Here is an 18,709-nt window from a genome sequence, read left to right as displayed (position 1 = left end):
AATGCCTCCTAGACTATACGTTTACGGATGTTTGTACTGATTAAGTCAATTATAGTTACTGTAATGATGACTATATATAGGATCATCCCGACATCTTCCCAGTTCCGCTGCTGGGCTGCCAAAATGAGCGGAGCCCCGATACCGCCTGCTCCAACCAGCCCAAGAATAGAGGATGCCCGTACATCAATTTCAAAGCGGTAAAGCCCATATGAAGAAAATTCAGGAATGACCTGAGGAATGACCCCGTACCAAAAGACTTGAAGGGGATTAGCGCCAGTTGTGCGAAGTGTCTGGACAATCTCCATGTCGATGGTTTCAATTACTTCTGCATATAACTTACCAAGCATCCCTATACAGTTTATTGTAATGGCGAGAACACCGGCATACGGACCCATTCCCACAGCTGATACGAAAATAATCGCAAACATAATTTCCGGAAAGGCACGGATAGCATTGAGAATCCCTTTACCTATATTGGAAAAATGGCCCGATACGTTCTGGGCAGCAAGGAATCCAATTGGGATTGCCAAAATGCTTCCAATTAACGTTCCAGCAAAGGCAATGGCTACCGTTTCAATCATAAACCCTATATTGGTCGGAATATTAGCTCTTGTAGATTCATCGAAAAATGGCTGAATGAATAATCTGTTTAGCATTTCAGGGGCTGACGCCCCAGAACCCCGGTACGTAAGGTCCGTATATAAAAACGCTACAATATATAAAGCGACAAGAACAATTGCGATTGCAGAAAAATTCATCCAATATTTAGCGCGTTTCGGGTTTCTTAAATCATAATGTTTTGTTGATTTGGTCGCCATTATACTAACCTCTTTCTAAACACCGTACTAATTGTGTCGATAATGGTGACGCCAATGAACGTTACAAATATAATCATAGACACGTTACCAAAATTAAATACGGCAAGCTGCTGATTTAGAAGTAAGCCGATACCGCCTGCTCCTACAAAACCAAGGACAATAGATGCCCTTACATTTATTTCAAGCAAATAAAGTGTATACGAAACATACTGAGGCAGAATTTGCGGAATGGCTCCGTACCAAATGACTTGAAAGATATTGCCCCCTGTAGCCCTTACAGCATCCAAAGGTCCTTCATCAATTGATTCAATCGTTTCACTCACAAATTTCACTAAGATCCCGAGTGAGAAGAAAAATAGGGCAATCATACCTGACAAAGCACCCAACCCTACAATAGCTACAAATAAAACAGCCCATACTAAATCCGGAATCGTACGAAGTACATTTAATGCCAGGCGTGTTGCATGATAGAAGAAAAAGTTTTTATTTATATTTCCTGCTGCTATAAAGGCAATAGGTAAACAGAAAATTGCAGAAAGTGTGGTGGCTAGCAGTGCAATATTCCATGATTCCAGCAGGCCAAATAATACACTTTCAAAGTAACCCCAATTGGGCGGCCACATATCATCAATAAAGAAACTAATTGCATGAGGCAGGCCTTCAATAATTCTGTCGGGGTACGCATCAGTCTGAATTGCAGCAGCTATATATAAAGCTACAACGACAAATAAGATCATTGTTATATTTCGTTTTGAAGAGGCAGGTATGACAGGAATGCGTTTTTGATGTTGAGAATCTTTTGTCATTCTTTTTCAACCTCGCCTAATAAATCATCTTCTTTAATAGGACGACCGTATATATCTTCAAATGTCTGCTCGTTTACTTCAGAAGCCGGTCCGTCAAACACTACTTCTCCTTCCCGCAATCCAATAATCCGGTCTGCGTATTCCATGGAAAGGTCAATAGCATGAAGATTTATAACCATTGTGATGTCGTCTTCTTTGTTTATTTCACGCAAGTCTTCCATCACAGCATGAGCTGTCGGTGGATCAAGACTGGCAACAGGCTCATCTGCAAGAATAACTTTTGGCTTTTGACACAAGGAACGGGCTATACTTACTCTTTGCTGCTGACCGCCGCTTAAAGTATCTGCGCGTTGATACGCTTTATCCTGAATCCCTACCCTGTCAAGACATTGCATGGCAAACTGAAGATCCTCCTGTGAGAACATGTTAAGCATACTGCGCAGAGTACCAGTATGGCCTAATCGTCCAGACAGGACGTTTCTAAGAACACTTGAGCGCTTTACCAGGTTATAGTTTTGAAATATCATTCCAATATCACGGTGAAGCAGACGAAGGCCCTTGCTGTTTACCTTAAGAGCATCCGTGTTTTCTATAAATAGTTTTCCTTCTGTTGGTTTTACCATTTGATTAATACTGCGGATAAGCGTTGATTTCCCTGCACCCGACAGTCCTACAACAACAACAAACTCACCCTTAGGGATTTCTAAATTAATATTTTTTAAGCCCTTATGACCATTAGGGTACGTCAACGATACATTATCAAATTTAATCATTTCATAACTACCTCTTTTGTATATAAATAGAAAAACAGAAAGAACCTTTCCCGGTTCGTAAGTTCATAGAGTAAGAAACGAACTTATGTCCTGGAATTCTCTGAACAAAGTAACAACCTGCTTGTCGTATGAAAGCAGGTTGTTCACTATGAAAATAGCATGTAAGAAAATAAATTATTCCTCTACAACATCCTCAAAACGCTCATAGGTTTCACGGACGATTTCATAGTCTTCAGAGGAAGCTTCAGTCACACCAGTCCAGTTGTATACTTCATCCATAACTTCCATCATTTCTTCGTCATCATTAAAGCTAAGGAAGACGTCTTTAATTTCTTGTGCTAGTTCCTCATCCATTTCAGAACGCACGGAAATCGTATCATTTGGGATAGGGTCAGTATATTCAATAACAGTGAGTTCATCATAGATATCTGGATTCTCGTCTGCAAAGTTATCACGAGCATCGTCAAAGGTAGTTGCAAAGTCAGCTTGTCCGTCCAGAAGTGACTGCAAAGCATTGTCATGGCCGCCAACTGTCTGCTGAACAAAGTGTTCATCAACTTCTTCAATCCCCAGATCCATCAAGTGAGATGCCGGGAATAGATACCCTGCTGTAGATGTGACATCACCAAAGGACCAAGTAAGCTCTCCTGGATCAGAATTAATAATATCATCAATATCATTAATGTCAGAATCTTCACGGACAACAAATTGGGCCAAGTAAGAATCATCGCCGTGACGGATAGCTTTCAACAGCACGTTAACCTCAGCACGTTCTTCAGCTTGTACAAATCCAAATGGAGGCAGAAAACCTATGTCAATGTTTTGGGTACGCATTCCTTCAACCAATGCAGTGTAGTTTGTCATAACTTCTGCGTCAATTTCAACTCCAAGCTCTTCGCTTAAACGCTCCTGAAGAGGCTCAACGGTAGTAGCAATTTCATCAGCATCCTGTGATGGGACAAAACCCATTGTTAATTGATCTACTTGACCATTATCACCGGCTTCCTCACCATTTCCATCTCCATTGTCCCCGCCTCCACAGGCTGCCAGAAGTCCTACTGAAGAAGCCACAGTTACACCAATCATCCACTTTTTCATCTTTAACCCTCCAAAAATTTGATTTGTTTAATTCTCAACTAATGTACTTATAAAAAATGAGCTGAATGGCCGCCTCCCTTTGTGTAATAAAGTGTCATACTATTTATGTATCTTAGTTCCAATATGGAACGTGTTAATTTTTTCACAAAAAGAAAAGTCTGAAAAATATGTTTAAAAAACGCGGATATCGGGTAACAATGTCCATTTTATTTGACAATTACGTAAAAATCAATTAATTCTTTGTAAATTTTAAGAGAATTAAAGGAAATTTGTCGCTTCATTCGTAATATTTCCAGTAATTACCTATAAATTAGTGAGGCAAAAAGTATATCTCTTTTCCATATCATTTATTGAAAAAATTTAGTAATAATTACGATATTACCCCCCGCACCCCCATAAGCACGGTGAAACTTCAAAAAAAGCCCTCCATGTTGATGACATGGAAGGCTTTTGCTTCTTTTAATTTATCTATTATCGAAATGTATTTACAAAAAATTAGTGTTAGATGTGCATTTTAGACAGGGTTAGGCTGATTTTTTTTGAGCTTGTCTAAGCATACGAGCGCCTTCTTCTTGATGACGTTCGAAAACGGCTTTTACGTAATTAATGATATACTTTTTCATTCATTAACCCTTCTTTCGTGTGATTATATGGATATTATGCGCTTCTTTGAGATTAATATCAAAAATGAAAATAAAGCATGAAAACGAAAACATATTCCATGAAAACGGTTTACATATCATAAATTCTTTTGTTTTCTTCCTTTTCCTTTGAAATACTCTCATTTCCAAAGATTCTAACGATTATAAATGTTGTATTTACTTTTATATTTTTGATTAGTTTTAAAAATAAGCCATCCTATATATTTTTCAAGTGACCTTCTTTTAGAAATAGTATGACACGTATGAAAACACAGCAGCCAAACCAGGCTGCTGTGTGTTTTAGTTACCGGTAAACATTTGACACCATGCTCCGTGATAAAAGCCCACTCCAATGGAATCAAATTCAGGTTTCAAGATATTCTCCCGGTGACCTGGAGAGTCCATCCAATCGTTCATCACTTGTTCTGGTGTGGTTTGTCCTTTTGCTATGTTTTCTCCAGCTGTCCGGTAATCCACTCCAAAGGTTTGCAGCATATCAAATGGGGATCCGTAATTAGGACTTGTATGAGAGAAGTAATTTGAATTGATCATATCTTCTGCTTTTTTATGAGCAACATCTTTTACATCTGCGCGGTGTGTCAGTGGCTGAAGGCCGTTTCTGCTTCTTTCTTGGTTCACTAATTCAACCACTTGGTCTTCAAATTGATTATGATGTTCTGCTTCTGGTTTAAGTCTTATTACTTCACCTATGTGCATGTTTTGCGGCGCTATTTCCGGATTTAACCTCATTAGCTCTCTGTAATCCACTCCGTACCGCTGAGCAATAAACCAAAAGGAATCTCCCTGGCTAACCTGATAGTGTTCAAAAGGAGGCTCGTTATAGGTTTGCACATTTTGAGCCTCTGCTGAAATCGGAAAACAGCATAAAAAGAGCAGAACGCAGCTAACAAATCTAATAAGCATAAGTGATCTCCTTTGTCGTAAAATGTACTTTTCTATTATGTAAAGAATTACATTTATTTATGTTGCTAATTATTACGTAAAAAAGTTATAAAATGGAATGATCTCTTTAAGCAGGTGGAACACTTTTTTAGTAGAAGAAGGTAAGAGGAAAAGGCGTAACTGTTGAAGCAATGAACCGTGTTGTAGTAGTCTTTGAAGAAACAAATGCTTGGCATCATTTAATTAGATGGGGTGAGAGTGCATGAAAGCGGTAGGATTATATAAATATTTACCAATTGACCATGAAGAAAGCCTCCTTGATATTGAGGTTGACAAACCAGTGCCCAAAGAGAGAGAAATTCTTGTAAAGGTAGAGGCAGTGTCTGTCAATCCAGTAGATACAAAAGTAAGAGCACCAAAAGAAACTATTGAAGAACAGCCACGCATTCTTGCTGGGATGTTGCCGGGGTTGTTGATGAAGTCGGGCCTGACTGCACATTATTTGAACCAGGAGATGAAGTGTATTATGCCGGGAGTATCGATCGACAAGGCGGGAATAGCGAGTACCACTTGGTGGATGAAAGAATTGTCGGCCACAAACCAGTCCTTCTTAGTTACTCAGAGGCAGCCGCTCTCCCGTTAACTACAATCACTGCCTGGGAAGGATTATTTGAGCGTCTCGGCGTTAAAATGGATCCAAGAAAAAATGCCAGCAAATCCATCCTCATCATTGGAGCGGCTGGAGGAGTGGGCTCAATTGCCGTTCAACTTGCAAAGATGGCGGGGTTAAAAGTGATCGGCACAGCTTCCAGGCCTGAATCATCCAAGTGGGCAATGGATCGCGGAGCTGATTTTATTATTAACCATCATGAGCCATTTGGGCCACAGCTTACAGAGTTAGGCATCCATAACGGAGTAAACTATATTTTTTGTTTACATTCGACCGACCAGCATTGGGATAACATGGCTGATGCCATTGCTCCACAAGGCAACATCTGTTCAATTGTTGAAACAGACAAGCATCTAGACTTAACTCTTTTAAAAAATAAAAGTGTAACCTTTTCGTGGGAATTTATGTTTACTCGTCCTTTATATAAAACAGGCGACATGATTGAACAATACAGACTTTTAAATAAAGTGAGCAAATTCCTTGATGATAAAAAGCTCGAAACTACTGCAGAAACTATTCTTTCACCGATTAATGCAAATAACCTCCAGAAAGCTCACAAGATGATTGAGTCAGGCCGGACGATCGGAAAAATAGTGATAGCAGACTTTGAATAAAACTTCTATTTGAACGGCAAGAAGGAGGAACCGCTATGAAAGCTTTTGTCCATGAAGGGGCTGCCGGGTTAGAGGGGGCAAGATATACAGAACATACGGCCCCTGTTCCCAAAAAAGGCGAAGTAAAAGTGAAACTGAAATATGCTGGTTTAAACCACCGTGATTTGTTCGTGCTTGAGCGTCATAACCAACAGGATCCTCCTCTGATTCTGGGATCAGATGGCGCTGGAGTCATTGAAGAAACAGGGCCGGAAGTTACGAGGTTTTCTGAAGGAGACTCTGTCATCATCAACCAAGTTTAGGGTGGCTTACAAAAAGTGATGCGCCCCTGAAGGGTACAAGGTTCTGGGATTACCGGATCACGGTACATTTGCAGAAACCATTACGATCTCTCAAGAGTATCTCGAAAAAAAACCAGAGCACTTGACCTGGGAAGAAGCCGGGGTGCTGGCTTTGTCAGCTCTCACTGCATACAGGCTCTGTTTACGAGGGCTAAGATTAAAAGAACAGATACTATTCTCCTGCCCGGTGTTGGAAGCGGAGCCGTAACATTTTTACTCTTATTTGCAAAAGCGATAGGAGCCCGGGTGATCGTTACTTCTCGCTCCGAGGAAAAAAGAAGGAAAGCTTTAGAGCTTGGAGCGGATATAGCGATTGACAGCAGCGGCGACTGGGATAAAGCACTGCATGGTGAAAAAGCAGATATTGCCATTGAAACTGTCGGAGCGGCTACCTTTAATAAGACACTCAGTCAAGTAAGAAAAGGAGGAACTTTGGTTACGTTTGGTGCTTCGGCAGGAGATGAAGTCACCCTTAATCTCCGCTCATTATTTTACGGACAGTTTAATCTCCTTGGAAGCACTATGGGAAGCCGCGATGAGTTAAGAGAGATGCTTTATTTTATTAATCGTTACCAAATTAAACCGGTCATTGATCAGGTCTTCCCGTTATCTCAAACAGCAGAAGCTATGAGACGCCTTGAAGATGCAGAGCAGTTTGGCAAGATTCCTTTGGAAATTCAGCCACCTGACTCCAAGCATGGGAACTAGGAACTTCAGTTGCAGAATGCTCAATTTAGCAGGCATTACCGTTTTGAAAGCAAGTTATTATCATCTTTCACTGGATTGGAAACCCGTAATAAAAAGTGGTATCTCAAAAGTTAGCCTATTGAGATACCACTTTTTTTAATACTTTTTTCAGCCTTCAATATCGCTCTTTCAATGTCTTTTAATGGAGTATGCACCATTTTTCCGTGCCCGACCGCGAGTACAGATGGTCTATAGGCAGCAATCTTCTTGGCACTTTTGACTGCTTCTTGTTTATTCCATGTTGCCAAAGCAGGAAAGGGAAAAGAAAGGCGCAAATCACCGCTTACACCCATTCCCCCTCTTGTCTGAAAAGAATCCCCGCCAATTAGGATATTGTCTCGTTTATCTAAAAAGGAAAGAGAACCAGGTGTGTGGCCAGGCGTAGAAATTACAGTTAAGGAGCCTACGTAATCTCCCTCTTTGAGATAAATATCAGGTACAGCTTTAATATTCTTAGGAACTCCTCCTTTAATGGGCTGGCTAGGTTCACCTGGTTCTAATTCTTTGCTGCCTTTAAGTATCTTTTCCTCTCTTTTAGCAATCATTATCCCCGTGAGCATGTGTCAAAAGAATTTGTTTAATAGGCTTTCCAATTGTTGCGGCCACTTGCATTATCTTATCAGCACTAAACGGTAGAGCAGCATCAATTAAGGTCAGACCTTCTTCTTCTTCAATTAAATAGCAATTGACAGGGAATACGCGCGGCATAAAACTTAACTGATAGACATTTTTTATTCTGGTTACTCTCAAATTTGCTGGCCCCTTTTCCATTTTATTCACTCGTTACTTGAATGAAATGTTGCCCAAATCCCTCCATTATGTCTGCCGTCTTTCTTTCCGTTAAGATAATGCTATTATATTCTTCTCTTATTGAAGATTTTCCTCTTTACAAAAAATCCCCTCTCAAGGGAACCAATTATACACCTCTTCAAAAACCGACCATTATTAAAAGGCTGTTGAAAGAAATTTTCAACAGCCTTGCATTATTACTTTTACAGGAATCTTATAATTAATAGGGATCAGAAGGGTGGCTAATGTCTTCTGCCTGTTTTACTGCTTCCTCTCCACCGGTGGCACCCATTGGATTTCTATGAGAAGAATTTTCATCTTCCTTCTTCCTTTTAAGACCCTCTTCTACTCTTCTTCCATACTCTGGATCCGCTTTTTTGAAGTTTTCTATCATTTGATTTTGGATTTCTTCCCGGCAAGGTTTCAAAGTATCGACAAGGTTTGATATTAATTCATTTCTTTCAAAGTCACTAAGTCGTCTGTAGGTCTCCCCTGCTTGGCCAAAGTTATTTGTACGATCAATGGACTCTCTTTTTAATTCTCCTTCAACATAAGGAGTATGTTCTTTCCCTGTTTGGTCTGCTTCTTGCAGTCCCCCAATGATAGACGGTTCATAGTTTACATGAGGATTTTGAGCTTTGCCCTTATCCACCTTGTATTCCATCTGCCGCCTCGCTGGTTGGTTGCTACGCCCTTTTTTGGTGAGTTAATTGGTAATTGTAAATAGTTCGATCCTACTCGGTACCGCTGTGTATCAGAATAGGAGAAGGTTCTTCCTTGCAACAGCTTATCATCGGAGAAATCTAATCCATCTACTAATACGCCTGTTCCAAAAGCAGCCTGTTCGACTTCTGCGAAATAATCCTCAGGATTCTTATTTAATACCATTTTGCCTACTGGCTGCCATGGTACCTCTTCTTTATACCATAGCTTTGTAGGATCAAGGGGATCGAAGTCCAGTTCAGGGTGATCCTCATCACTTAATATTTGCACCAACAGCTCCCATTCCGGAAAGTTTCCTTCTTCTATCGCTTCAAAAAGGTCCTGGGTCGCATGATTAAAGTTTTTTGATTGGATAGATTCAGCTTCTGCCTGTGTTAAGTTGCGAATCCCTTGCTTGGGCTCCCAGTGATATTTCACAAGAACAGCTTTTCCTTCATTATTGACCCATTTATAAGTATTTACCCCGGATCCTTGCATCTGTCTATAATTGGCTGGTATTCCCCAAGGAGAGAACAAGAAGGTAACCATATGAGTGGCTTCTGGAGATTGCGAAACAAAATCAAAAATTCTCTCACCATCTTGTATATTAGTTACAGGATCAGGCTTAAACGCATGTACCAGGTCAGGAAATTTCAGAGGGTCTCTGATGAAAAATATTTTAAGATTATTGCCGACTAAATCCCAATTTCCGTCCTCTGTGTAAAATTTCACTGCAAAACCTCTTGGATCTCTTAATGTTTCAGGTGAATGCCCACCATGAATGACAGAGGAGAATCTAACAAATACAGGAGTTTGTTTCCCTTTCTCCTGAAAAAGCTTAGCACGTGTATATGTTGAAGCTGGTTCATTGCCTACAGTTCCATATGCCTCAAAATATCCATGAGCACCTGCACCTCTGGCATGTACGACTCTTTCAGGAATTCTTTCACGGTCGAAGTGGCTTATTTTTTCAAGAAAATCATAATTTTCAAGAGTAGTTGGGCCCCTATTCCCCACGGTTCTTACGTTTTGATTATCTGTTACTGGATGGCCCTGACGATTAGTCAGTGTTTCCTCGGTATTCTGATTCTGCTTTTCATGTTCCTTCAAGTAAACCCCTCCTATAGATAAAATCCACCTACAGGAACATTCTTCCAAACATAACGGCTTTATATACAAAAAACAGGTGAGTTTAATCACCTGTTTTCCAAACCTAGATAATTTGTTTACCCTGCTGAGACAATGAATAAAAAATAGCATGTTTTAAAGTGGAAAAACATTGCAATTTCTTTTCTTCCACGCGAAAGCCGAATTTCGTCATTTGAATACTTAATTCAGGTGACATCCCTACTAGAATACTTTCCGTGCCCAGTAAAGATGTCGTTTCGGTTAACTTATGAATAAGTGCTATAGTATATTCATTAACATCACCATGAAGTCCGGTTAAATCCAGAATTAAATATCTGGCCTTAAATTCAGGCAGCTTGGAAAGTGTTTTTTCAAGAAGCTCATTTGAGCGGTTTTCATCATAGCTTCCTAATAGGGGAATCACCACTATGTCATCCAAAACCGGTATAAGAGGAGAGGAAATTTCTTTTACTAGATTTGATAATTCTTTTGTCCTGTCCAGAACCATTTCTTCAAGCTTGCTGATCTGAGACTGTTCTTCTTTTCTAGATAAATCATGTATGTTTTGGGAAGGAGTAATAGAAGAAGCGTTGTATATGTACTCACTGTATTCATCACCAAGGATCTGTGATTTATTTATCTTATACCAGATATTATCCTCAAAAAGACCGCTAAGGACTCCTGCCCAATGCCCTGGTAAAAATAAGCCGGGCCTGTTTTTTCCTTGCTCTTTCATTACTTTGTATTCCCAGCTGTCTTTTACTTGAATGACTGCTGTTTTATTCTCAACCGAAAATTCTTTAAATGTCACCTTTCCCCATCCGGCAGCACCGTATACTTTAGGAAGCATTTTCACTACTTCTTCAACATTTGTTTGTTTAAAAAAGTCACTGACGTTCGTCCCCATTCTGTAGCCTGTGGTTTCAAGTACAACCTCGGCTGCTTCATCCCCGGATACCTCCTGAATTGTATCCAGAAAACTTTTCATAGCTGACTCTATCCAGAACAATACAACATCATTACCAGCAAACTGAAAACGTCCTTCTTTGGTATCCCAGTTAAATTGAACGTCATTTACTGCAATGGAAGGGTTTGACGTAATGCTGCCTTTACTATCTGTCATGTCTCCAACTCCTAACGACGAAAGCATTGAATAATTACCACTATTTATAACATATTCGGGTCACTAAGGAAAGAAAAGACCCATACAGGCATTTTGCAAAGAAATTATTTTACCATAAATGTACTGCCGTTTAAAACCTGAAACGTATCATCTTTTTTCACATTTCTCATTAATGCAAATAAAGCTTCATCCTTCATTTTAGCTTCTATCATACAATCAATATTTTTGACGGATCCATTAATTTGTCCGAGAAAAGAAAAAAATGGTTTTGAATCAATATAATCATGATGAGCCTTCGGTTGTTTCTCGGTCTTTGGGCTGGATATGTGCATTTTTACTGGGAGCGGGGAATGCTCCCACGTTTTCACTATTCTGTCCCATAGGTCCTCCCATGAACGGCCGCCATCATTTGTTAGATGATGGTGATAATCAAACACCATGGGAATGTTCAGTTTTTCGCATAAATACAACGTGTCTTCAGCGGTAAAGACTGTGTCATCGTTCTCAAGAATAATCATTTCCTGAATCTGCTTTGGAATGAAAGACCAGTTTTCAATAAATGTTTCCAATGCTTGTTGTTTGTCATTGTATCTCCCACCCACATGGAGAACACAGCGGTGCACCGGATGAATTCCCATTCCCTTCAGTAAATGTAAGTGGTACTGGAGAACACGAAGCGAGTTTACAAACACTTCTTTGTCTTCACTGTTTAAAACGACAAAGTGATCCGGGTGAAACCCACCCGCATTTGGTGTTTCTTAATTAGCGTTTTTAGTTCTGAAAGCTTTTCACGCAAAGGGGTCATATAGTCCCAATGTCCAATCTCAGGGTGATTGACTAAAGGAACAAGTCTCGAACTTAAGCGAAAAAATTGAATATCGTGGCTGATATTATGCTTCAGTATGCGAATACAGCTATCTAAATTGGAAGCTCCCACCCTTCCCAGTTTTCGTATTGCGGCTTCTTTGTTTTTTATTTGTTTAAATTGGGCAAACGTTACGGTTTGCGATGGAGAAGCATTCACTAATTGAGTGCTCATTGCTACATACCCAAGGCGGATGGTGGTCATAACTAATCTCCCTGCTTTTTAGCATTATCTTGCCCAGTTTTGGAGAGTTTACAATAAAAATGGGGCTGTGCTTAAAAGATATACTTTTAAGACAACCCCACCTTCTTATTTTTATTCAGCTTTAACCTTTAAGTCTACATCGATGTTTCCTCTTGTTGCCTTGGAATACGGGCAGAATTCATGGGCTTTTTCTGCTAACTCTTCAGCATCAGCTTGTGACACTCCGTTTACAGATACATGTAACGTGACACCAATTTTAAAGCCGTCATCCTCTGGATCTTTTAATAAACTCACTTCTGCTTCTATCTTTGAATCGATTTCCTTATTTGCTTTTGAAGCAATAAGATTAAGGGCACCATCAAAGCATGCAGCATACCCAGCTGCAAAAAGCTGCTCGGGATTCGTGCCGTCGGATGAAGACTCTTTTCCTTGAGGCATTACTAGTTTGTGATCAATCAACCCATTTTCTGATTTCACATGTCCATTCCTTCCGCCTTCTGCCACCGCACTTGCTGTAAACATTTTTTCTGCCATGAATGTCACACTCCTTTATAATCTGTTTCCTCTTCAGTGTAGTAGTTTCTGAACTAACTTACTACTTTCCTGCTCAAGTTCCACATTCTTTCTATGTAAAAGGGAAAATGATGGCGATTTTTTCAGTATGTTGTGTAAATAAGGCAGAACCTCGTCATACCATGCAGTCTAATTTTTCCTTTGAAATAGAAAGAAAGATAAGGCTGAAGCCAGCCTTAATGTTAGCAACGTTCATTGCTTCCCTATACTTATGAGAATAGAAGGTGATGGGGGTTAGAAAGTTTCTTAATAACAGAATCGAGGAAACGACTCGCTGGTTCACCATCCACTACCCTGTGATCAAATGTTAAGCTTAAAGGGAGATACTTTTGTGTAATGGGTTGATTGTCACGAAGAACTACAGCTTCCTGCATAGAGCCGACTCCAAGAATTCCGGTTTCAGGTGGGTTTAAAATAGGTGTAAAATATTCAACACCCGATGCTCCTAAATTTGTAATGGTAAAAGTAGATCCTTGGAGTTCCTGATTATCTATACTGCCATCCCTTGCTTTTTGACTGAGTTCTTTTATTTTACTTGATATTTGACCGAGTGACAGGTTACCAGCATTAGTAACAACAGGAACCATTAAGCCTGAATCTAGAGACGTTGCGATGCCCAAATGGATGTCATTCTGAGCATATATTTTTCCATCAATCAGTGCACTATTCATCTCTTGATGATTTTTCAAGGAGAGAACAACCGCTTTTGCAATGTAATCTGTTAATGTAAGCTTTGGCATGCCTGGTACTCGTTCTTTCTCTTCTTTCAGCTTGCTTTGCAGATCCAGTAATGGAGTGATGTCTGCTTTTCTCATAATCGTTAGCTGAGCCGTTGATTGAAGACTTTCATGCATTCGATGTGCAATTATCTTTCTCATCCCGGTGATAGGCTTCGCCTCCACAGAAGGCTTCTCTTCTGTCTCTTTCCTTACCGGGTTTTCTTTTGCTGGCGCTTGCCTGTTTTTATTATGCTGCTCAAGTTCTTCAATAACTTTATTTACATCTTCTTTTGTTATCCGGCCTTGAGGCTGATCCTTGAACAGTTTCAATATCCACTCCTTTCGTTTTAGCCAATTTCTTTGCAGCAGGGGAAATACGTACCCGTCTGCTTGGAGAAGTAAACGCTTCCTGCTTGTTTTTTGTTTCTTTATGATCTTCCTCAACTGGACTTTCAAGGGCAGCTCCAGCTTCTTCATACGCACCGTTTGCCTGTGTGTCTTTTTTTGTAATTTCTTCCCCTTTTGTCCCCACATACCCAATCGCTTCCCCAACAGCGATAACGTCATCCTCTTTAGCTGCATATTGGATAATTCCATCTTCCGGGGCTTCAAGCTCTTTCTCAAGCTTATCTGAACTAATGGAAACGACCGGATCTCCTTTTTTCACCTCTTCGTTTTCTTTTTTTAACCATTCAACAATTGTACCTTCAGACATACTCATCCCAAGCTTAGGCATTATTATTTCAACAGCCATATTGTCACCCCTTTTGTGGTAGGTAAGTATAGAGATAAGAGCATGCCGGCACACACTCTTATCTGAAGAAATTTAAATTATAGAGCCACAACCGATTCATCATCTATCAAATCAGCCACAACCTGAAGAACTTTCTGTGATGATGGCAGATAAATATCTTCAAGGGCAGGAGAAAATGGAACTGGACAATGTGGGGCAGTGATCATTTTGATTGGTGCATCCAAATAATCAAACCCTTTGTCAGCTACCATAGCTGAAATATCAGTAGCTACATTGCACCGAGGGTTTGCTTCATCAATAATAATCAAGCGATTTGTTTTTGCTACCGACTGTAAAATAGTTTCTTCATCTAAAGGAGAAAGACTTCTAGGATCGACAACTTCCGTTTCTATTCCTTTGCTTGACAGTTTTTGAGCAGCCTCTAAAGCTGTATTTACCTGTTTCCCTATAGCCACAATTGTCAAGTCTGTCCCTTGTCTTTTTATGTCAGCCTCTCCAATCGGCAACGTAAAATATTCTTCAGGAACTTCGCCTTTAACGTTATATAGAGTTTTATCCTCAAAGAAAATGACAGGGTCATCATCTTCAATAGCTGCCAGCAGGAGACCCTTTGCTTCAGCCGGAGTGGAGGGAACTACAACTTTAACTCCAGGAATTGCCGTAAACATTCCATATAAACTTTGAGAATGCTGGGCAGCTGCCCTAAACCCGGCACCATGCATTGTACGAATTGTAAGAGGTACCTTTGCTTTCCCGCCAAACATATATCGAAGCTTTGCCCCCTGGTTCATTACTTCGTCAAGGCAGCTTCCGATGAAATCATTAAACATCAGCTCAGCTACGGGACGCATCCCGGTTGCGGCACAAGTGACAGCTGCCCCTACATAACCGGCTTCTGCAATAGGAGTGTCTAAAATCCGGTCACGTCCAAATTCCTGCACAAGACCCTTCGTGACTCCCATCACTCCTCCCCATGCTTCCTCATCCTGCAAGTGATCGACGTTTGCCCCACCTGCTACATCCTCTCCCATTAAGATAACGTTTTCATCTTTTCTCATCGCTTGCTGAAGAGCTTCATTTATCGCATCGGCAAAAGTAATAATTCTAGACATTTCCACTCACTCCTTACTTATTTATTCTTTGTAAATTGGGGCCGGCAAAAGTTTGTACATCCCTTGATGTCTTCATTTCTTCTATATAAGAAATGAATGAGATTATTTATAAGATACGTAAACATCTTTTAACAGGTCCTCTGAGTCAGGCATGGGGCTTTGTTCTGCAAAGGCTACCGCTTCTTCTACTGCCTTTCTGGCCCTTTCATCTATAGCATTGAGTTGCTTTTCATCCGCAAGCTCGCTTGAAAGCATATATTGGCGGAATTTAAGGATTGCATCTTCTTCTTTCAAATGCTTGTCTGCTTCTTCTCCTTTATACGTTTGAGCATCGCCTTCAAAGTGACCGTAGTTTCTATAGGTTTTACATTCAATGAGAGTCGGTCCTTCTCCCTTCTTGCTCTTTCTACAGCCTTTTGGGCTGCCTTATACACAGCAACAGTATCTTTTCCATCGACAACCACTCCAGGGATGTTATATCCTGCTGCACGATCGGCGATAGATTTACAGCTGGAAGCATAATGGAATGGAGTGGCTTCTGCAAAACCATTATTCTCTGCAACAAATACTACAGGCAGATTCCAAATGGCAGCTAAATTAATCCCTTCGTGAAAGGTTCCATGATTATTGGCTCCATCCCCAAAGAAGCAGACTGCAACATCATTTGTTTTTTTCAGTTTAGCGGTAAGACCTGCTCCTGCAGCAAGTGGAAATCCACCGCCGACAATTCCATTGGCTCCAAGCATCCCTTTTTCCACATCGGCAATATGCATAGAGCCTCCTTTACCTTTACATAAGCCTGTGGCTTTTCCGTACAGTTCAGCCATCATACCGTTCAAGTCACAACCCTTTGCAATACAATGTCCATGGCCTCTGTGAGTACTAGTAATACTGTCACTGTCTGTTAAGTGGGAACAAACACCAACAGCTACTGCTTCTTCACCAGCATAAAGATGTACAAAACCAGGGATAATGCCTTACCAAAAACTTCATGGACCGTATCTTCGAAATGACGGATTTCACACATCTTTTGGTACATGTTCTTGGCTTTTTCCGACGTAATTCCTTGAGTTTCAATTTTAGAAGTTTCCATCTTTGTTCCTCCTTTAAGATAAGTACGAATTACGGCGCAGGGTCTCAGCAGTCTCTTTCTGCTTTTAATACATTGCAAGTTTTATGCCAAAAAGAAAACGCTTACAAATAAGCGTTTAGAGAGCTGGCTATATTTATTGCGAGAGAGGGGATGAGACGGTTTGAGACACTGTTTCATTTTGTCTCACTTTATCTCACGTGTGTCCAAATGGCTATAATTTGTATTTTTTAATCTTCCGATAAAAAGTGCTGCGGGGAATTCCTGCCAACGATGATGCTTTCGAGACATTTCCGCCGGCTGTTGCCAACGCTGTCTTAATCCTTTCTGCCTCTACTGTTTCCCGGAACGATAATGTTTTCTCTTCCTTCTCTTCTTTCTTTTTCTGAGGGAGGAGCAATGATCGTTCCTCTCTTATGAGGGAAGAAAGCTCTAAAGGAGAGGGGACCTGGCTCTTAAAATGGATTCTTATCCGTTCCAAGGTATTGTGAAGCTCTCTTATGTTCCCTGGCCAATCATGTGACTGGAAAATTTCGAGATGCTCTTCGTTCCATTGAACATTCCAGCTATGTTCCTTACAAAACGAGCTTATGAAAGCAGGAATATCCTCCTTTCTTTCCTGCAGCGAGGGTAGAGATAAAGAATAAACAAAGATACGATAGTACAAGTCACTTCTAAACCGCCCTTTTTCTATGAGGTCATGAATGTTTTCATTCGTTGCAGAAATAAGCCGAATATCAATGGGGCAGGATTCTTTGCTTGCCAGGGGAGTGACCCTTTTTTCCTGCAGGACTCTCAAGAGTGCAATTTGCATTTTGAGAGGAATTTCTCCTATTTCATCCAAAAATAATGTTCCTTTGTTGGCTTGAAGCAGCTTCCCCTCATACCCATTACGCTTTGCTCCTGTAAAAGCACCAGCCCCGTAACCGAATAATTCACTTTCTAAGAGATCTTCTGGTACTGCACCGCAGTTAATAGGGACAAAAGGTCCATCAGATCTTTCACTGTTTTCATGAAGGGTTCTTGCTGCAAGCTCTTTCCCGGTTCCTGTTTCTCCATAAATATGAACTGGAATGTCAGTGGGGGCTGCTTTTTTTATTTGATCCAGCACATCCTTAAACACCTGGCTCTCTCCTTGAACCCCCTCAAATCGAAAAGAGGAGCGTTCCTTTCGTTCGTTCAAGGGTTTTTTCTTTTGGATTTTGGAGACTTCAGCATAATAACCAATTTCATAAGTATTGGTTGATGCTACAATGGGATCTTTCCTTGAGAGAGTGTATCCTTCTTCTTGTAATGAGGAGATCGTCAGAGAGTGAATGGAAATTTTGTCTCTCAAAAAAGGTGAAGTATAGATTATTTTATTACGGCGGTTAAAAAGGATATAAGGCTTATTCTCATCCTTACAATCAAGAGCGTAATGTAATAGCTCTATTTCCTCTTCTTTCATCTTTTTTTGCCATTGATGTTCAATAGCATAAGCTGTTGCCACCACACCTCCAAGCATATGTTCATGCTGGCAGGAAGTCAGCGGGCTGGAAACATCGAGGACTCCCATTAGTTTACCTTCTTCATCATGTATCGGTGCTGCCGAGCATGCCCAATTTTGGGAAGCAATTGAGAAATGTTCAGCGCCAATTATTGTGATCGGTTCACCTGTTCTTAATGTTGTACCTATTGCGTTTGTGCCCACCAAATCCTCTGTCCATTGTACACCTTCGATAAAATTAATCTCCGAGGCTTTTTGTTTAGATTGTTTGTTTCCGGCTACTTTTAAGACATAACCGTCCTTATCAATTAATAAGAGATTGGAGTTTGTTTTTCTGAACATCTTTTGGAGATTTTCAATAAATGGAGAAGCAATCTCAAGAAGGAGAGAGTTTTCTCTCTTTCGCAGCTCCAGCTCTTTGTCGGCGAGCACTTTGGTTCCCCTGCCGTTAAAAGGGTTCACCCCGGATTTTTTGCACATATACCATGACTCTAAAATGCGTTTATTTATTCGCGATTCATCTAGAGCCCCCTCTTTGACAAAACGGTCCCACACTTTCTTTGTTACCTGTTCAGCTTCCATTCTGATCACCCCATGTTTGAGAATGAACTCTTCACTGTTTTCCCTTGTCAGGAAGTAATTGTGGTTGGTCCTCTGGAGATTCTTTACTATTTCGCTGTCCACATTTAAATTCCTTTGTCATGTTATTGAAGGAGCTCGAGTATGATTTGAAAAACACATCTTTTTACACAC

The 18,709-nt window shown here is 40.5% G+C and carries 11 protein-coding genes and 6 pseudogenes; 2 read left to right on the top strand and 15 right to left on the bottom strand.

Features of this window, described 5'->3' with window-relative positions; genetic code table 11:
• Positions 1-8: 8 nt before the first annotated feature.
• The 5 genes from phnE (JCM19033_RS08810) to JCM19033_RS08790 form a co-directional block, all read right to left on the bottom strand.
• Positions 9-818, bottom strand: a complete 810-nt coding sequence (gene phnE / locus JCM19033_RS08810) for a phosphonate ABC transporter, permease protein PhnE (RefSeq protein WP_054636041.1) — start codon at positions 816-818, stop codon at positions 9-11.
• Positions 818-1,624, bottom strand: coding sequence for a phosphonate ABC transporter, permease protein PhnE (gene phnE / locus JCM19033_RS08805; RefSeq protein ID WP_054636040.1), 807 nt, complete (start codon positions 1,622-1,624; stop codon positions 818-820). The genes phnE (JCM19033_RS08810) and phnE (JCM19033_RS08805) overlap by 1 nt, the downstream gene beginning before the upstream one ends.
• Positions 1,621-2,397, bottom strand: coding sequence for a phosphonate ABC transporter ATP-binding protein (phnC, locus tag JCM19033_RS08800; RefSeq protein ID WP_054636039.1), 777 nt, complete (start codon positions 2,395-2,397; stop codon positions 1,621-1,623). Before phnC ends, phnE (JCM19033_RS08805) begins: the two co-directional genes overlap by 4 nt.
• 174 nt (positions 2,398-2,571) lie before the next feature.
• Positions 2,572-3,495, bottom strand: coding sequence for a phosphate/phosphite/phosphonate ABC transporter substrate-binding protein (locus JCM19033_RS08795; RefSeq protein ID WP_054636038.1), 924 nt, complete (start codon positions 3,493-3,495; stop codon positions 2,572-2,574).
• Between the two features lie 941 nt (positions 3,496-4,436).
• Positions 4,437-5,060 carry a CAP domain-containing protein gene (locus JCM19033_RS08790; protein WP_083465350.1) on the bottom strand — a complete coding sequence of 208 codons (624 nt, stop codon included), beginning with the start codon at positions 5,058-5,060 and terminating at the stop codon, positions 4,437-4,439.
• Positions 5,061-5,301: 241 nt separating this feature from the next.
• Between JCM19033_RS08790 and JCM19033_RS08785 the strand changes: the two are divergent.
• Positions 5,302-6,323, top strand: a pseudogene (locus tag JCM19033_RS08785) (zinc-binding alcohol dehydrogenase family protein).
• A gap of 35 nt (positions 6,324-6,358) precedes the next feature.
• A pseudogene (locus JCM19033_RS08780) lies at positions 6,359-7,372 on the top strand (zinc-binding dehydrogenase).
• Positions 7,373-7,482: 110 nt separating this feature from the next.
• Here JCM19033_RS08780 and JCM19033_RS08775 read toward each other — a convergent pair.
• The 10 genes and pseudogenes from JCM19033_RS08775 to JCM19033_RS08725 form a co-directional block, all read right to left on the bottom strand.
• Positions 7,483-8,161 (bottom strand): annotated as a pseudogene (locus JCM19033_RS08775) (MBL fold metallo-hydrolase).
• Between the two features lie 259 nt (positions 8,162-8,420).
• Positions 8,421-10,036, bottom strand: a pseudogene (gene katX / locus JCM19033_RS08765) (catalase KatX).
• A 79-nt stretch (positions 10,037-10,115) separates the two neighbouring features.
• Positions 10,116-11,153 (bottom strand): STAS domain-containing protein, encoded by a 1,038-nt coding sequence (locus JCM19033_RS08760; protein WP_054636036.1) that lies wholly within the window; start codon positions 11,151-11,153, stop codon positions 10,116-10,118.
• A gap of 104 nt (positions 11,154-11,257) precedes the next feature.
• Positions 11,258-12,222: pseudogene (gene uvsE, locus JCM19033_RS08755) on the bottom strand (UV DNA damage repair endonuclease UvsE).
• Positions 12,223-12,333: 111 nt separating this feature from the next.
• Positions 12,334-12,756: an organic hydroperoxide resistance protein gene (locus JCM19033_RS08750; protein ID WP_054636035.1), complete on the bottom strand. Its 423-nt coding sequence runs from the start codon at positions 12,754-12,756 to the stop codon at positions 12,334-12,336.
• 248 nt (positions 12,757-13,004) lie between these two features.
• Positions 13,005-13,844, bottom strand: a complete 840-nt coding sequence (locus tag JCM19033_RS08745) for a dihydrolipoamide acetyltransferase family protein (RefSeq protein WP_054636034.1) — start codon at positions 13,842-13,844, stop codon at positions 13,005-13,007.
• Complete coding sequence (locus JCM19033_RS25440) at positions 13,789-14,268, bottom strand: biotin/lipoyl-containing protein (protein WP_054636033.1); 480 nt, start codon at positions 14,266-14,268, stop codon at positions 13,789-13,791. Before JCM19033_RS25440 ends, JCM19033_RS08745 begins: the two co-directional genes overlap by 56 nt.
• Before the next feature lie 77 nt (positions 14,269-14,345).
• Positions 14,346-15,380, bottom strand: a complete 1,035-nt coding sequence (locus JCM19033_RS08735) for an alpha-ketoacid dehydrogenase subunit beta (protein ID WP_054636032.1) — start codon at positions 15,378-15,380, stop codon at positions 14,346-14,348.
• 102 nt (positions 15,381-15,482) lie between these two features.
• A pseudogene (locus JCM19033_RS08730) lies at positions 15,483-16,473 on the bottom strand (thiamine pyrophosphate-dependent dehydrogenase E1 component subunit alpha).
• A 211-nt stretch (positions 16,474-16,684) separates the two neighbouring features.
• On the bottom strand, positions 16,685-18,640 hold the full coding sequence (locus JCM19033_RS08725) for a sigma-54-dependent Fis family transcriptional regulator (RefSeq protein WP_054636031.1): 1,956 nt from the start codon (positions 18,638-18,640) through the stop codon (positions 16,685-16,687).
• Positions 18,641-18,709: the final 69 nt, after the last annotated feature.

This window comes from Thalassobacillus sp. C254, from assembly GCF_001310615.1.
This window is presented reverse-complemented; position numbering and strand designations above follow the sequence as displayed.

What these genes read in the sequence shown, in the direction of transcription:
- phnE (WP_054636041.1), bottom strand. Translation starts at nt 818, where the DNA reads ATGGCGACCAAATCAACAAAACATTATGATTTAAGAAACCCGAAACGC.
- phnE (WP_054636040.1), bottom strand. Translation starts at nt 1,624, where the DNA reads ATGACAAAAGATTCTCAACATCAAAAACGCATTCCTGTCATACCTGCC.
- phnC (WP_054636039.1), bottom strand. Translation starts at nt 2,397, where the DNA reads ATGATTAAATTTGATAATGTATCGTTGACGTACCCTAATGGTCATAAG.
- JCM19033_RS08795 (WP_054636038.1), bottom strand. Translation starts at nt 3,495, where the DNA reads ATGAAAAAGTGGATGATTGGTGTAACTGTGGCTTCTTCAGTAGGACTT.
- JCM19033_RS08790 (WP_083465350.1), bottom strand. Translation starts at nt 5,060, where the DNA reads ATGCTTATTAGATTTGTTAGCTGCGTTCTGCTCTTTTTATGCTGTTTT.
- JCM19033_RS08760 (WP_054636036.1), bottom strand. Translation starts at nt 11,153, where the DNA reads ATGACAGATAGTAAAGGCAGCATTACGTCAAACCCTTCCATTGCAGTA.
- JCM19033_RS08750 (WP_054636035.1), bottom strand. Translation starts at nt 12,756, where the DNA reads ATGGCAGAAAAAATGTTTACAGCAAGTGCGGTGGCAGAAGGCGGAAGG.
- JCM19033_RS25440 (WP_054636033.1), bottom strand. Translation starts at nt 14,268, where the DNA reads ATGGCTGTTGAAATAATAATGCCTAAGCTTGGGATGAGTATGTCTGAA.
- JCM19033_RS08735 (WP_054636032.1), bottom strand. Translation starts at nt 15,380, where the DNA reads ATGTCTAGAATTATTACTTTTGCCGATGCGATAAATGAAGCTCTTCAG.